Origin of the sequence: Micromonospora fluostatini (assembly GCF_050410825.1) — a bacterium.
GTDB lineage: Bacteria > Actinomycetota > Actinomycetes > Mycobacteriales > Micromonosporaceae > Micromonospora > Micromonospora rosaria.
The window spans coordinates 3,005,721-3,023,090 of record NZ_CP191251.1; the positions used below are offsets into that span (position 1 = coordinate 3,005,721).

Annotated in this window: 4 protein-coding genes; all 4 read right to left on the minus strand. The window is 74.8% G+C overall.

The window, feature by feature from the left end; genetic code table 11:
- Window positions 1-5: 5 nt before the first annotated feature.
- Window positions 6-701, minus strand: a complete 696-nt coding sequence (locus ACQUFX_RS12725; RefSeq protein WP_428966231.1) for a hypothetical protein — start codon at window positions 699-701, stop codon at window positions 6-8.
- Window positions 664-1,698: a GSCFA domain-containing protein gene (locus tag ACQUFX_RS12730; protein ID WP_428966232.1), complete on the minus strand. Its 1,035-nt coding sequence runs from the start codon at window positions 1,696-1,698 to the stop codon at window positions 664-666. The genes ACQUFX_RS12725 and ACQUFX_RS12730 overlap by 38 nt, the downstream gene beginning before the upstream one ends.
- A complete protein-coding gene (locus ACQUFX_RS12735; protein WP_428966233.1) occupies window positions 1,695-3,359 on the minus strand; it encodes an AMP-binding protein in 1,665 nt (554 codons plus the stop codon). Before ACQUFX_RS12735 ends, ACQUFX_RS12730 begins: the two co-directional genes overlap by 4 nt.
- A gap of 73 nt (window positions 3,360-3,432) precedes the next feature.
- A complete protein-coding gene (locus ACQUFX_RS12740) occupies window positions 3,433-17,361 on the minus strand; it encodes an amino acid adenylation domain-containing protein (RefSeq protein WP_428966234.1) in 13,929 nt (4,642 codons plus the stop codon).
- Window positions 17,362-17,370: the final 9 nt, after the last annotated feature.

A 17,370-nucleotide genomic window follows, 5' to 3' on the forward strand; every position in this document is an offset into this window, starting at 1 on the left:
CCGGCTCAGAGGCCACGGTCGAGGAGATCGGCCAGGACCAGCCGGCCGAACGCCAGGTTGCCGTGCACGAAGTCGTCCGGATCGCACAGCTCGGGGCGCTGGAAACCGGTCTCGTCGGTGACCCGGGACCGCAGGTCGGGCACCTCCACACCGAGCCGGAGCAGCTCGCGGCGGATGCACTGCTGCGCGCCGAAGAAGACCTCGGGGTCCGCCTCCGGCGGCACCCGCTGCGGCGGCATCACCCCGAGGACCCGGACGCCCATGCCCCGGATGTGCCGGTAGAGGTCGAGCGTCTGGCGGTAGTACGTCGTGATGATCCCCTCGAAGAGGCCACCGCCGATGAACCCGGGCGGGAAGCCGCCGGTGGCGTCGCGGTAGATCCGCCAGTTCTCGACGGCCGCGACGACGTGGACGCCGAACCCGAGGGTCGAGACCACCGGGACGCGCAGGTCGCTCATCCGGGCCACCCCGAGCACGGCCAGGAACTCCCGGTAGTGCTGCTCGGTGGCCGGTTTACGGAAGACGACATCGCCGTCGCCCAGGTCGTAGAAGGACTCCGGGTACCGGCGGCTGATATCGAGCGGCCCACCGGCGAGGGCGATCCCCGCCGCCTGGGCCGCCCGCCCGATCGGTCCCGCGTGCGAGTCGCCCAGCAGCAGGAACCTAGCGGGGGCTGTAGTAGTCGAGGACGGCGTCGTCACAGGGATCCCCTCCGATCTGAGTGCCGGTGCGGCGGGGCCGGGCGGCGGGGCGGCCGGCGAGCGCGCCGACGAAGTGCCGCACGACGAAGTCCACGCCGTCCGGGGTGACGGTGCGCAGGTTGGGTTCGAAGAACGCGGCCCGGGCCGGAAAGCCCGCGACGATCTCGTACGACGGGAAGTAGTCGACGTCGTCGCGCTCGGCGGCCACCTGACCGACGGCGGCCCGCAGCACCGACTTCGCGTGCACGGTGGCGGTCAGCACGTGCCCACCCGTCGCGGTCGCCGTCAACGGCACCGGCGACACGGTCAGCACGACGCGCAGGCCGGGATTGGCGGCGCGACACAGGTCCACGATCGCCACCAGGTCCTCGTACACCTCGGCGAAGGTGAACTCGTGGAACACGTGCCGGTCGGGGTCGAACTCCCCACGGACGGTGCCGGGGCAGACGGGATAGGTGTCGCCGCTGGCCGCGTCGCGCCACGACTCGGTCAGCCCCACGGTGAAGATGAGGACGCTCGCCCCGGTGACCGCGCGGCGGATCGCCGCGAGGGTGGTGAGCCGGGACTCGAGCATCTCCTCGGCGCTGGCGAACCCGGCCGGCTCGATCGACGGCCGGAACGGGTCGAAGAACCGGCCCTCCCCGGCCCACGCCTCGGTGGGCGGTTCGGCCCGGCCGAGGGCCCAGGCGAGCCACTGCCGGGCGACGGCGGCGGTGTAGATGTTGCCGGTGCGGAAGGAGAAGGCCCCGTAACCCCTGGCCCGGCGCTCCGGACCGGTCAGCCCCGGTGGCGCCGGCTCGGCGTCCCACCAGTTCCAGCCACGGTCGAGCAGGGCCCGGCCCAGGTTCGCGGCGAAACAGGAACCGGCGGTGATCACCGGGTCGTCCTGGCCGATCGCGAACGCCGGCCGCCACAGGTCGCTGATCCCGGCCATCCCCGGCTCGGCGACCGCCGCCCGCCAGAACGCCCGTGCCGGCATCGACTCGTACGGGTTCACGGCGTCCCTCCGTCCTGGTGGATCGCGGTCGACGCCTCGCCCAGGTGCGGCGGCCCGACGGCGGCGTCGTGGTCGGGGCCCGGCACCACGCCGACCGGCCCCGGCCGGTGCTCCTCCCCCAGCCGCCGCCAGGCGGTGACGACCACGCCGTCCCCCTCCCCGCGTGACGGCGGGCCGGCGGCGGCCAGGAGCGCGGCCTCGTCGACGGTGCCGTCGTCGGTCACCGGCAACGCGTCGACCCGGTAGGTGCGGCGCGGGCGCAGCGCCGGCGGCAGGGTGTGGGTCAGGTGCCGGTCGTAGTCGCCGTACGGCACCTCGTGGCGCAGCACGACGTAGGCGAGCAGTTCGCTGCCCCCGGCCGCCGGGTCACGGCGGGCGCAGACATGCGCCAGCAGGACGCCCGGGTGGGTCAGGATCTGCCGCTCGACCTCACCGGGTTCGACCCGGCAGCCGCACACCGTCACCTGCCGGTCGGCCCGGCCGACGACGACCATCGTGCCGTCCTCGTCGAGCCGCACCAGGTCCCCGGTCCGGTAGTAGCGCCGGCCCGCCCGCCAGGCGAGCCGGACGAAACGGCAGCTGGTCTCCTCGGGCAGATTGCGGTAGCCCGCCGCCACCCCCTCCCCGCCGAGGTACAGCTCGGCCTGCTCGCCCGGCGCCGCCGGCCGGTCGCCGGCCACCGCGAGGGCCTCGGTGCCGGGCAGGGCGAGCCCGATCGGGACCACCTCCCCGGTGACCTCGCGGTCGATCGGGTGGCTCAGCGCCAGGGTGGTGCACTCGGTGCGGCCGTAGACGTGGTGCAGCCGGGTGGTGCTGTCCGGGTTGTCGCGGTACCAGCGGCGCACCAGCGACACGTCGAGCTGCTCGCCGCCCACCAGCACCTGGTCGGTCGCCGCGAAGCAGGCGGGCTCCTCGGCGACGACCGCGGCGAACAGCACGGTGGTGACGAGGACCGTGTCGATCCGCTCCCGCAGCAGCGCGGCGCGGAGCAGGCGTGGCGTCCGCGCGACCGGGTCGGCGACGATGACGCAGCAGCCGCCGGTCAGCAACGGCACCCACACCTCGAAGCTGAGCGCGTCGACCGCCGGGTCGGCCAGGCAGGCGAACCGCCGGCCGGCACCGAACTCCAGGTAGCCGGGCTCCGCCAGCCGGAGGATGCCGCCGTCGCGCACCTGCACGCCCTTCGGCCGACCGGCGGTACCCGACGTGTAGAAGAGGAACGAGCAGTCGGCCGGGGTGCTGTCGGGCGTCGGACCGGTCTCGGTCGCGAGGAGATCGTCCGCGGCGGCGCAGGTGACCCGGTGGGGCAACCCGGCCGGGACGGTGCCGTCGTGCACGACCATCGTGCAGCCGGCGTCGGTCAGGATGTGGTGGCTGCGCTCGGCGGGATTCCGCGCGTCGAGCGGGACGACGACCCCACCCACGCGCAGGATGCCGAGCATGGTGCCGACCAGCTGCCAGGACCGGGGCAGGCAGACGGCGACCGCCTGACCCCGCCGCACGCCGAGTCGCCAGAGCCCGAGGGCGACCGCCGCCGCGCAGTCCGCGAGCGCCGCGTAGTCGAGCTGCCGGTCACCGTCCACGACCGCGAGGGCGTCGGGGTGACGGCGACTGCGGGCCAGCACCCGCGTGGCGAGACCCCCCGACACGGAGCCGGTCACGAGCGCGCCGCCGCGCTACCGCCGCCGAGCCGGTGGCGGAACCCCGGGCACGTCCCCGCGACCCACAGCCGGATCACGACGCCTCCTCCGGACGGCGCATCCGCCGCAGCGCGGGCCGGGCGCGGGGAGCCGAGCCGAGGTCGGCCGCCAGCCGCTCGACGGTCGGGCTCTGGAACAGCGTCCGGATGGGCATCTCCACGCCCAGCGTCGCGCGGACCCTGCTGGCCACCCGCATCGCCAGCAACGAGTGGCCGCCCAGGTCGAAGAAGCTGTCCTCGACGCCGACGGCGGGCAGGCCCAGGACCTCGGCGAAGATCGCGCAGAGGGCCTCCTCGCGCGGTGACGACGGCCCCCGGCCGGTGGCCGTGAAGCCGGGCGCGGGGAGCGCCTCCCGGTCGATCTTCCCGTTCGCCGTCAACGGGAAGGCGTCCAGCTCCACCACGGCCGACGGCACCATGTGGTCCGGCAGCCGCCGCGCCACGAAGTCCCGTACCCCGGCCGCGCTGCCGACCACGTACGCCACCAGGCGCGTGCCCGCCGCCGCGTCCTCCCGCGCGACCACCGCCGCCCGCGTGACGCCGACGTGCTCGGCGACGACGGCCTCGACCTCGGCCGGCTCGACCCGGAACCCGCGGATCTTGACCTGGTCGTCGGAGCGCCCGACGAATTCGAGAACCTCGCCGGGCGTCCACCGCACCACGTCCCCGGTGCGGTACATCCGGCCGCCCGGCGTGTACGGGTCCGCGACGAACCGGAGCGTGGTCAGCGCCGCCTGGCCCAGGTAACCACGGGCCAGACCCGCCCCCGAGACGTACAGTTCACCGGCGACCCCGGGCGGGACGAGCCGCAGCCGGTCGTCCAGCACGTAGACGCGCGTACCGGTGATCGGCCGGCCGATCGGCACCGGCCCGTCGCCGTGCAGCGGGTCGCTGATGGTCGCGCAGACGGTGGTCTCGGTGGGGCCGTAGGCGTTGATCATCCGCCGGCCCGGCGACCGGGCGGCGACCAGCTCGGCGGGGCAGGCCTCGCCCGCGACGACGAGCGTGGGCACCCGCACCGTGTCGGCGGGCAGGGCGGCCAGCGCCGACGGGGTGACGGTCGCGTGGGTGATCCCGGCCGCCTCGTCCGTCAGCACCTCGTACGGGCTGTCGGGCGGCCCGAGGACCAGGGTCGCGCCGGTGAGCAGCGCGCCGCACAGCTCCCACACCGACGCGTCGAAGCTGGGCGAGAAGACCTGCGCGACCCGGCTGCCGCCGTCGATGCCGAGATGGTCGACCTGGGCCGCGACCAGGTCGGCGATGCCGCGGTGGCTGACCACGACACCCTTGGGCGCGCCGGTCGAGCCGGAGGTGAAGATGACGTAGGCGGCGTGCTCCGGCAGCGGCCCCACCGCCGGCGCGGTGTCCGGGTACTCGCCGGTGCGGGTGACGGTCCGGCGGTCGTCGACGACCATGGCGGGTTTCAGGCCGGTGAGCAGCCGGTCGATCCGCTCGGCCGGATAGCCCGGATCGACGGGTACGTAGGCGGCGCCGGCCTTCATCGCCCCGAGGACGGCGACGACGAGGTCGATCGACCGGGGCAGGACCAGGGCGACGAGGTCGTCGAGGCCGACGCCGCAGTCGGCGAGCAGGTGCGCGAAACGGTTGGCGCGGCGGTCGAGTTCGTCGTAGGTGAGCTGCTCCTGACCCTGGACGACGGCGACGGCGGCCGGGGTGCGCCGGGCCTGACCGCCGAACAGCTCCGGCACGGTGGCCGGCGGGACGTCGCGGGTGGGGCCGCGTCCACGGTCGAGAAGCCGGTTCCGCTGGGCGTCGTCGAGCAGGTCGATCCGGCCGGCGTGCCGGTCCGGATCGGCGACGACCGTCCGCAGCACGCGCAGCAGGCCGGCGACGATCATGTCCACCGTGGAGGCGTCGAACAGTTCGGCGGCGTAGACGATCCCGCCGGTCAGGCCGGCGGGTGCACCGTCCTGGTCGAAGCGTTCGGTGAGCTGGACGTTGAGGTCCAGTTTCGCGGAGCGGGTGCCGGGGGTGAGGGGGTCGATCCGCAGCCCCGGCAGGTCGAGGACCGGTTCGGCGTTGTTGTGCAGGGCGAGGACGACCTGGAAGAGCGGGTGCCGGGCCATCGACCGGGCCGGCGACAGCTCCTCCACGAGCCGCTCGAACGGCACGTCCTGATGCTCGAACGCGGCCAGGCCCACCTCCCGGACCCGACCCAGCACCTGCGCGAACGTCGGATCACCCGACAGGTCGGTCCGCAGGACCAGCGTGTTGACGAAGAAGCCGACCAGGTCGTCCAGCGCGTCGTCGGTACGCCCGGCCACCGGCGTGCCCAGCACGATGTCGTCGCCCGCACCGAGCCGGGACAGCAGCACCGCCACCGCCGCCTGCAGGACCATGAACATCGTCACGCCCTGCGACCTGGCCAGCCCGGCCAGCGCCGCGTGCAGGTCCGCGGGAATCTCCACGGCGGTCACCCCACCGGCGTACGACGCCACGGCGGGCCGGGGCCGGTCGAACGGCAGCGTCAGCTCCTGCGGCGCACCCGCCAACACCCCCCGCCAGTGGTCCACCTGCCGCTGCAGCAGACCACCCGAGTCCAACAGGTCCCGCTGCCACAGCGTGTAGTCCACGTACTGCACCGGCAACGGCGACCAGCCCGGCGCGTTCCCCTGCCGCCGGGCCCGGTAGGCCGTGGAGAGGTCCCGCCACAGCGGACCCATCGACCAGCCGTCCCCCGCGATGTGGTGCATCGCCAGCACCAGCACGTGCTCCCGCTCGCCGGTCACGGCGAGCGACGCCCGCAGCGGGGCCTCCGTGGCCAGGTCGAACGCATGCTCCGCCGCCGCCGCGATCTCCTCGGCCCCGATCTCGGTCAGCGCGGCCGGCGGGTCGTCGAGCACCGCCTGGTGGGGCTCGCCGTGCACGGCGGGGAACACGGTCCGCAGCACCTCGTGCCGGCCGACCACGTCGCGCAGGGCCGCCCGCAACGCCGCGACGTCCAGGTCGCCGGTCAGCCGCAACACGAACGAACTGTTGTAGGCGCTGCCCCCGTCGATCTGGTTGAGCAGCCACAGCCGCAGCTGCGCGTACGACAACGGCACCCGGTCGGGGCGGGCCACCGGCCGGACCCGGGGCCGGACCTCCTCCCCGCCGGAGGCCCACTCGGCCAGGCCCGCGACCGACGGCGACTCGAACACCACCCGCAGCGGCACCTCGACACCGAGCACCGACCGGATCCGGGCGACCAGCCGCATCGCGAGCAACGAATGACCGCCCAGGTCGAAGAAGTTGTCGGTGACCCCGACCGCCGCGAGCCCGAGCACCTCGGCGAAGAGCGTGCCGAGCAGCTCCTGCCGCAACGTCGACGGCGCACGGTTCTCGGTCTCGTACACCGGGACGGGCAGGGCGGCCCGGTCGAGCTTGTTGTTCGCCGTCACCGGGAGCGCGTCGACGACGACGACCGCGGCCGGCACCATGTACTCCGGCAGCTGCCGCGCCACGTGCTCGCGCACTCCGACGCCGCTGCCCACCACGTAGGCCACCAGGCGCTTCTCCCCGGGCTCGTCCTCGCGGACGACCACCGCCGCCTGGTCGACGCCGGGGTGCCCGGCGACGACCGCCTCGACCTCGGCCGGCTCGATCCGGAAGCCCCGGATCTTCACCTGGTCGTCGGCCCGGCCCACGAACTCCAGCACCCCGGCGGCCGACCAGTAGGCCACGTCACCGGTGCGGTACATCCGCTCGCCGACGCCGGTGAACGGGTCGGCGACGAACCGTTCCGAGGTCAACGCCGGACGGTCCAGGTAGCCACGGGCGACTCCGGCACCGGCGACGTACAGCTCGCCCCGGACGCCCGGCGGGACGGGCCGCAGCAGGTCGTCGAGGACGTACACCCGGGTGTTGTCCATCGGCCGGCCGATCGGCAGGACGGAACCGACCCGGGCGGGGTCGGTGAACTCCACCTGCACGCCGCACAGGGTGATCTCGGTGGGGCCGTAGAGATGGCGTACCCGAAGGCCGGGCAGGGTCTCCAGGACCCGGCGCACCGCGCGCGCGGAGACCACGTCACCGCCGGTGAGCACCTCGTGGACACCGGCGAAGACGCCCGGGTCCTCCTCGGCGATCACCCGGAACAGGCCCGCGGTGAGCAGCATGTGGGACAGCTTGTGCTCGGCGATCAGGGCCCGCAGGGTCGCCGTGTCGAGCTGCCCCTCCGGCGGGACCACCACCCGGCCGCCGGCCAGCAGCGGCGCCCAGATCTCGTAGGCGGTGGCGTCGAAGGAGTACGGCGAGACCAGCAGGCTGCGGGCCGGGACGGTGAAGTCCCAGCAACTGTCGGTGGCGAGCTGGACGAGGTCGCGGTGGGTGGTGGCGATGCCCTTGGGGACGCCGGTCGAGCCGGAGGTGAACATGACGTACACGAGGTTGCCGTCGGTGGTGGCGGTGACCGGGGCGGTCGCCGGCCCGGCGGCGAAGGAGTCGTCGTCGACGATCAGCAGGTCACCGGTGGCGACGTCGCGGGCGACGTCCGCCCAGTGCCGGTCGGCCAGCAGGGTCACCACGTCGTGGTTGCCCAGGACGGTCCGCATCCGGGCCGGTGGGGCCTTGGCGTCGAGGGGCAGGTAGGCGCCGCCCGCCTTGAGCACGGCCAGCAGGGTGACGACGAGGTCGGTGCGGCGGTGCATCAGCACGGCGACCAGCGAGTCGGGCCCGACACCACGGTCGACGAGCCGGTGCGCGAGACGGTTGGCACGGGCGTCGAGCTCGGCGTAGGTCAGGGCGCCCCGGGCGTCGACGGTGGCGACCGCGTCCGGGGTCCGCCCGGCCTGCGCCGCGAAGAGGCCGTGCACGGTACCGGCGGGGACGTGGTGGGCGGTGTCGTTCCACTCGACCAGCAGCCGGTGACGTTCGGCGTCGTCGAGGAGGTCGATCGCGCGGACCGGGATCGTCGGGTCCGTGGTGACGGTGCGCAGGACACGGACGAGCCGCTCGACCAGCGTGACGACGGTGGAGTGGTCGAAGAGGTCGGTGGCGTAGACCGCCCAGCCGGTCAGGCCCGCCGCGCCGCCGTCGGGGCCGACACGTTCGAGGAGCTGGAAGTCGAGGTCGAACTTGGCGGTCACCGGGCCGGCGGGCACCCGTTCGACGCTGGTACCGGCGAGTTCGAGGACCGGTTCGGCGGTGTTCTGCAACGCCACGAAGACCTGGAAGAGCGGGTGCCGGGCCATCGACCGGGCCGGCGACAGCTCCTCCACGAGCCGCTCGAACGGCACGTCCTGATGCTCGAACGCGGCCAGGCCCACCTCCCGGACCCGACCCAGCACCTGCGCGAACGTCGGATCACCCGACAGGTCCGTCCGCAGGACCAGCGTGTTGACGAAGAGCCCCACCAGGTCGTCCAGCGCGTCGTCGGTACGCCCGGCCACCGGCGTGCCCAGCACGATGTCGTCGCCCGCACCGAGCCGCGACACCAGCACCGCCACCGCCGCCTGCAGGACCATGAAGACCGTCACGCCCCGCGACCGGGCCAGCGCCACCACACCGGCGTGCAGGTCCGCCGGGACCGTGATGTCCACCATGCCCCCGGCGTACGACGCCACCGCCGGCCGGGGCCGGTCGAACGGCACCGTCACCTCCTCCGGCGCACCCGCCAACACCCCCCGCCAGTGGTCCACCTGCCGCTCCAGCAGACCACCCGACCCCAGCAGGTCCCGCTGCCACAGCGTGTAGTCCACGTACTGCACCGGCAACGGCGACCAGCCCGGCGCGCTCCCCTCCCGCCGCGCCGCGTACGCCACCGACAGGTCCCGCCACAACGGCCGCATCGACCAGCCGTCCGCCGCGATGTGGTGCACCGTCAGCGTCACCAGCCGCGCCCCGCCCGACACGGGGGCCACGGTCATCCGCACCGGGTACTCCTCGGGGAGGTCCCCGGTCGACGGCGGCTCCAGCACCACCTGACGCGGCTCACCGGCGACCGCCGGGTAGACCGTCCGCAGCACCTCGTGCCGCCCGACCACGTCCCGCAGCGCCGCCCGCAGCGCCGGCTCGTCCAGGTCGCCGGTGACCCGGACCGCGACCGTGATCTCGTACAGCCCGCGCTGTCCCGTCAGCTCACCGAGGAACCACAGCCGCCGCTGCGCGAACGACAGCGGGACGACGGCGGGCCGGGGCACCGGCCGGACCCCGGGCCGGGCCGGCTGGCCACCGGCGGACCACCGGGCCAGGGCGGCGACCGTCGGCGACTCGAACACCATCCGCAGCGGCACCTCGACACCGAGCACCGACCGGATCCGGGCGACCAGCCGCATCGCGAGCAACGAATGACCGCCCAGGTCGAAGAAGTTGTCCGTGACCCCGACCGCCGCGAGCCCGAGCAGGTCCGCGAAGACGGCGCACAGCAGCTCCTCCCGGGGCGACGACGGGTCCAGCCGGTCGGCGCTGGCGTACACCGGCGCGGGCAACGCCGAGCGGTCCAGTTTCCCGTTCACCGACAGCGGCAGCGCGTCGAGCTCCACCACGGCGGCCGGGACCAGGTACTCCGGCAGTCGCCGCGCCACCTGCTCCCGTACCCCGGCGGCGCTGCCCACCACGTAGGCCACCAGGCGCTTCTCGCCGGGGCTGTCCTCGCGGACGACGACCGCGGCCTGCGTGACCCCGGGCTGCTCGGCGACGACCGCCGCCACCTCGGCCGGCTCGATCCGGAAGCCCCGGATCTTCACCTGGTCGTCGGCGCGGCCCACGAACTCCAGCACCCCGTCCGGGGACCAGCGCACCACGTCGCCGGTACGGTACATCCGCCCGCCCACGACGAACGGGTCGGCGACGAACCGCTGCGCGGTGAGCCCCACCTGGCCCAGGTAGCCCCGGGCCACCCCCGCCCCGGACACGTACAGCTCGCCCGTCACCCCCGGCGGCACCAGCCGCAGCCGGTCGTCGAGGACGTGGACGCGGGTGTTGTCCAGCGGCCGGCCGATCGGCAGGACCGCACCGACCTCGGCGGGATCGGTGAAGGCGAGCTGACTGGTCGTCACGGTCACCTCGGTCGGACCGTACAGGTGCCGGACGGTGATCCCCGGGACGGTGTCGAGGACGGCGCGCACCGCACGGGCCGGGACGACGTCCCCGCCGACGAGGACCTCCCGCACCCCGACGAAGGCCGTCGGGTCCTCCTCGGCGAGGACCCGGAACAGGCCGGCGTTGAGGTTGACGACGGAGACCCCCTGCCCGGCGACCATCGCGCGCAGCACGGCCGCGTCGAACCGGTCGTCCGGCGCGACCACGACCTGCCCGCCGGTGAGCAGCGGCACCCAGATCTCCAGGGTCGCCCCGTCGAACGACTGTCGTGACCGCAGCGGCAGCCGCAGCGCGTCGCCGGCGGGCCAGCACCGGTCGCGGGCGAAGTTCACCACCGCCCGCTGGGTGATCGCGATGCCCTTGGGCGTGCCCGTCGAACCGGAGGTGAACATGACGTGGGCCAGGTTGTCCGGGACCGCCGTGCCGGGCGGGCAGGTCCGGGGGCCACCGTCGGCCAGGTCGGTCAGGTCGGCGCCGGTGAGGGTCAGCACCGGCCCGGCCGCCGCGAGCAGGGCCCGCAGGTGCTGCTCGGGATGGTCGGGATCCAGCGGCAGGTACGCGCCGCCGGCCTTCAGCACGGCCAGCAGCGCCACGACCAGCTCCGCGCTGCGCGGCATCAGCACGGCGACCAGCGAGTCCGGGACGACGCCCCGGTCCCGCAGCAGCCACGCGAGCCGGTTCGCGTCGGCGTCCAGCGCGGCGTAGGTCAGCCGCCGGTCACCGTCGACGACCGCGACGGCGTCCGGAGCGCGGGCGACCTGCTCGGCGAAGAGCTCGGCGATGGTCACCTCGGGGATGTCCCGGGCGGTGTCGTTGCGCCGGGACAGCAGCTCGTCGCGCAGGTCACCGTCGAGCGCGTCGACCGAGCCGAGGTCCCGCCCGGGTTCGGTCTCGAGTGCCCGCACGACCGCGGCGGTCGTGGCGCGCAGGACGGCGACGACGACCTCCGGGTCGATCGGGGGCACGGCGTGCACGGTGAACCCGAAGCCGGTGCCCAGGTCCTCGACCGACACGTCCAGCGGGTAGTTCGTGCGCTCGCGGACCGCGACCAGGTCGAAGCCGACCCCGGTGCCGGTCAGGAACGTCTCGTTGTAGCGGTAGTTGAACAACGCGGTGAACAGCGGCGCGGGCGCGGCCACGCCGCTGGCGCGCTGCGCCAGGCCCAGCGGGGCGTGCTCGTGCCCGAGGGTCTCGGCGAGCTGGGAGCGCATCACCCGGACGGCGTCACCGACGCCGACTCCGGCGACCCGGGTGCGTACCGGAACGGTGTTGATGAACAGGCCGGGGACCCGGTCGCCGCCCGTTCCGGCCTGCATCCGGCCGAAGAGGACGGTGCCGAACACGACGTCGCCCCGGCCCGACATGGCGGCGAGGGCCCGCGACCACACCACGTGGAACACCGTCGCCGGGGTGACACCCAGCGTCCGGGCCGCCACCCGCATCCGGGCGGCCAGGCCGTCGTCGAGCACCGCCCTGGCGTGCCGGACGTCCCGGCCGTCGCCGTGCACGTCGAGCACGCCGAAGGGTGCCGTCGGCTCGGTGACGTCCCCGAGCAGCCGGGTGAAGTAGGCGGTGTGCTCCTCCCGGCTGACCCCGAGCAGCGCCTGCGCCACGAAGGCCCGGTAGGGCAGCGGCTCCGGCAGGTCGGCGGCGCGGCCGTCGAGGACGGCCCGCGCCTCGGTCAGCATCACCTCCAGGGTGGTGTGGTCCTGGGTGAGGTGGTGCATCCGCAGCAGCACGTGGGTGCCGTGCACGTGGGCGGCCATCAGCGGCGCGCGACGCAGGTCCAGCGGCGGCAGCTCCGCGTCCACCAGGTCGACGCCGGCCAGGTCGTCGACCACGGTCACCGGGAGGACCGCCCGGCGGTGGACCACCTGGACGGGGTGGGTGATGCCCTCCCACTCCAGCGTGGTCCGCAGGATGTCGTGTCGGTCGATCACGACCTGCAGGGCGGCGATGAAGGCGGCCACCTCCTCGGCTGAGCCGAACCCGAGGACGAGCCGCACGACGTACGGGTCGGTCGTGCCCGCGGTCGCGTCGGCGAGTCTGTGGTGGAAGAAGAGCCCCTCCTGCAACGGTCCCAGGGGGTAGACGTCCGCGACGGCGGCGGCACCACCGTCGATCCCGGCGACCACCGTGGCCAGCTCGTCCCGGGACAACCCGGCCAGGGGAACCATCGCGGGCAACACCTCGGACGCGTCCGGCGGGACGAACCCCTCGGCGACCGCCACCTCCCGGCCACCGGCGACCGCCGCCAGGCGTTGCGGCGTCGGCGCCTCGAAGAGCGTCCGCACGTCGACCGGCACGTCCCGGGAGCGCAGCCGTTCGACCAGCGTCACCGCCAGCAGCGAGTGCCCGCCCAGGTGGAAGAAGTCGTCGGTGACACCGACCGACGGCAGGCCCAGCACCTCGGCGAAGACGGCACAGATGATCTCCTCGCGCGGTGTCGACGGGCGGCCCCCGGACGTCTCGTGGACCGGCGCCGGCAGCGCCCGCCGGTCCAGCTTCCCGCTGACCGTCAACGGCAGCGCGTCGAGGACCACCACCGCCGACGGCACCAGGTAGTCCGGCAGCCGCCGCGCCAGCTCCGCGCGCACCTCGGCGCCGCCGCCCACCACGTACGCCACCAGGCGTTTGTCCCCCGGCGAGTCCTCCCGGACGACGACCGCCGCCCGCGTCACCCCCGGGCAGGCCGCGACGGCGGCCTCGACCTCGGCGGGTTCGATCCGGAAGCCCCGGATCTTCACCTGTTCGTCGGCGCGCCCGACGAACTCCAGGACCCCGGCGGCGGTCCACCGCACCCGGTCACCGGTGCGGTACATCCGCTCCCCCACCGCGTACGGGTCGGCGAGGAACCGCTGCGCGGTCAGCCCGGCGCGGCCCCGGTAGCCACGGGTCACCCCGGTACCCGCCACGTACAGCTCACCGGGCACCCCCGGCGGAACCGGCTGGAGCATCCCGTCCAGCACGTAGACGCGGGTGTTCCAGAAGGGCAGCCCGATCGGCACCGGTCCGGCCGGGACCGGCTCGCCGGGTTCCACCCGGTGGTCGAGGCAGTTCACGGTCAGCTCGGTCGGGCCGTACGCGTTGACGACCAGCACGTCCGGGTGCCGCTCCCGCCAGCCGGCCAGGGCCTCCCCGGTCAGCGCCTCACCACCGACGAGCAGGGCACGGCGCGGCGAGACCTGCTCGGGCAGGGTGCCGAGCAGGGCCAGGTGCGACGGGGTGACCTTCATGAAGTCGGCGCCCGCCGTGCGGGCGTCGTCGTCGTGCAGCTCCGCCAGGTGCACCGTCCCCCCGGACACCAGCGGCGTGTAGAGGGCGGTGACGGTGAGGTCGAAGGCGACCGAGGAGTGCACCAGCGCCGTGCCGTCCACCCCGGGGTAGACGGTCCGGGCCCGGCACAGGTAGGCGGCGAGGTTGCGGTGCTCGACGACGACACCCTTGGGCCGGCCGGTGGACCCGGAGGTGTAGATGACGTAGGCGGCGTGCGCCGGGCGCAGACCCCGGTCGCCGACCGGCCCGGTGCCCAGTCCCGCCAGGTCGGCGGGGCCGACGCCGCCCGGGACCACGCGGTCGCTGAACACCACGGCCGGTCCGGCGTCCGCGATGGTGTCCAGGACCCGCTGCTCGGGATGACCGGGGTCCAGCGGCAGCAGCGTCCCGCCGGCCTTGAACACCCCCAGCAGGGCGGCCACGAGGTCGCTGCCCCGCTCCATCCACACCGCCACCAGGGACTCCGGGCCGACGCCCCGGTCGACCAGCAACCGGGCCACCTGGTTGGCCCGCGCGTCCAGCTCGGTGTAGGTCAGCGCGCCCCGGCTGTCGGTCACGGCGACGGCGGTGGGGGTCCGCGTCACCTGGTCGGCGAAGAGCTCGGTCACGGTGGTGGCGGGCACCGCACGGGCCGTCCGGTTGCGCCGCACCAGCAGCTCGTGGCGTTCGGCCCCGTCGAGCAGGTCGATCCGGCCGACCGGACGCGACGGGTCGGCGCTGACCGCGTCCAGCACCCGCACGAGCCGGGTGACGATCCCCTCCGCGGTGTGCCGGTCGAACAGGTCGGCCGCGTAGAGCAGCCCGCCGCCCAGCCCGACCTTCTCGTCGAACTGGAAGCTGAGGTCGAACTTGGCCCCCAGGTCGCCCGGGGGCAGCGCCTCGACCCGGAGGCCGGCGAGGTCGGGCAGCACCTCGGGGGTGCTCTGGAGCACCACCATGACCTGGAACAGCGGGTGCCGGGCCAGCGACCGTACCGGCGACAGCTCCTCGACGAGCCGCTCGAACGGCAGGTCCTGGTGCTCGAACGCGCCCAGCCCGGCCTCCCGGACCCGGCCGAGGACCTCCGCGAAGGACGGGTTGCCGGCGAGGTCGGTACGCAGCACGAGGGTGTTGACGAACGACCCGACGAGGTCGTCGAGGGCGGGATCGGTGCGGCCGGCGACCGGGGTGCCGATCGGCAGGTCCGTGCCCGCGCCGAGCCGGGCCAGCAGCACGGCGACCGCCGCGTGCAACACCATGAACATCGTCACGCCGTGCGATCCGGCCAGCGCGGTCAGTCTCGCGTGCAGGCCGGCCGGCACGTCGATCGGGACCAGCCCACCCCGGTGCGACGGCAGCGCCGGGCGGGGCCGGTCGACGGGCAGCGGCACCTCCTCGGGAAGATCCGCCAGGGCGTCGCGCCAGTAGGCGACCTGCCGGGCGTACAGGTCCCCGGATCCCAGCAGCTCCCGCTGCCACAGGGTGTAGTCGACGTACTGCACCGGCAGCGGCGCCCAGCCGGGCGCGTGCCCCTGCCGCCGCGCCGCGTACGCCGTCGACAGGTCCCGCCACAGCAGCCCCATCGACCAGCCGTCCCCGGCGATGTGCCGCACCGTCAGCGCCAGCACGTGCTCCCGGTCGCCCGCCCGGGTCAACGAGGCCCGCAGCGGCAGGTCCTCCGGCAGGTCGAAGGGGTCCGGCGGCGTCTCGACGACCCGCTGGTAGGGCTCACCGGCCACCACCGGGTACACCGTGCGCAGCGCCTCGTGACGGTCGACCACGTCCCGCAGGGCGGCCCGCAGCGCCGCCACGTCCAGTTCCCCGACCAGCCGCACCGCGCTCGGGATGTCGTACAGGCCGTCCGACCCGGTCAGCTCGCCGAGGAACCACAACCGCCGCTGCGCGAACGACAGCGGCACGATCCTCGGCCGGGCCCGCCCACCGGCGCCGGCCCACGCTGCCAGCGCGGCGGCCGTCGGGTGGTCGAAGACCACCCGCAACGGCACCTCGACCCCGAGAGCCGAGCGCACGTCGCCCACCAGCCGCGCCGCCAGCGGCGAGTCACCGCCCAGGTCGAAGAAGCTCTCCGTCGCGCCGACCGACGCCCGACCGAGCACCTGGCCGACGAGCGCGCACAGCACCTCCTCCAGCGGCGAGGACGGGCCACGGCCGGCGGTCCCGGACCCCGGCGCCGGCCCGGCCGGGCGCTCCCGCGCCCCGTCCACCGGCCGCAGGCCCTCCCCGGGCCGCCCGGTGCCGTTGCCTGCGTCGACGACCGGCGGCGTCCCGGCCGGGACCGCCGCGACGATCGCGGCCTGCGGGGCCTGCGGATCAGCGGCGGCCAACCGGTCCAGCACGCCCACGAACCCCTCGGCGTGCGCCGCGAGCGCGGCACCACTGTAGAGCGCGGGATTCGCCGCGAGGTCGAGGCGCAGGCCCGCGCCGACCCGGCGCCGGTCCTGGACCACGAACGACACGTCGTCGACCGGCCCGTCGGTGATGCTCGAGACGGTGGCCCGCGCGCCCGCGAAGGCGATCCCCTGCGGGGGCGACACCACGTCGACCAGGGGCCCGTAGAGCCGACGGTCGGGGTGCGCCGCGCCCCGGTCGCGGCTCATCCGCTCGATCCCGTACCGCTGGTGGCCCAGCGCCTCGGCGAGCCGGTCACCGGTGTGCCGCAGCAGCCCGGCGACGGACCCTGCGGGGTCGACGGTGAGCCGGACCGGCAGCACGGTCGAGACCGCGCCGGGGGTGGCCGCCACCTCGTCGCCGTACCGGACCGCCACCGGCACGCCGAGCACGACCTCCCGGGCGCCGGTGCGGCGCGCCAGGTAGAGGGCGGTCGCCGCGAGCACGACGGCGGACCACCGTACGCCGTGCCGGCGGGCGCCCTCGAACAGCCGGTCCGTGTGCGCGACCGACAGCTCCCGGACGTGCCGCAGGGGTACGCCACCGGCCGAGGCCATCCGGCCGGCGAGGGTGACCGGCTCCGCGACGCCAGCGAGTTGCTCGCGCCAGTAGCGCCGGTCCTCCCCGAACCGGGCGCTGCGGTGGTAGACCTCCTGCGCGCCGAGCAGGGCGCGGATACCGGGCAGCGGGGCGCCGGGGTCGCCGCCGGTGACCAGGGCGGTGTAGAGCGCGGCCATCCGGCGTGCGGTGACCAGGGCGCCGTGGCCGTCCTGCACGCAGCGGTGCACCACCCTGGCCCAGGAGAAGCGGTCGCCGCCGGCCTGGAAGAGGGTCGTCGTGACGTTGGGGCCGGCCGCCAGGTCCGCAGGCCGGCCGGCCTCGTCGCGGGTGTGCCGCAGGACGGCCTGCCACGGGTCGGCCTCGCCGCTGACGTCGAGGGTCCGCACCGGGGCGGCGGCACCGAGGAACTGCCGGGGACCGTCCGGGGTCTCGACGATCCGCAGCCGGGTCGTCTCGTCCTCGGCGACCAGCAGCGCGGCGGCCCGGCGGAACAGCGGGACGTCGACCGGCCCGTGGATCTCGACGACCTCACCGCGCCAGTACTCGACGCCGTCCCGGCGGAGCCGGTGGACGAACCACATGCCCTCCTGCGCATCGGTCAGCCGAAGGGTTCGATCACGAGCAACAGTCACGCGATGCACTCCTGGCGTAGTGTCCGATGTCCGGGGCCCTGACCTGTCTGTGATGCTTCGCGTCACCGCCCGGGG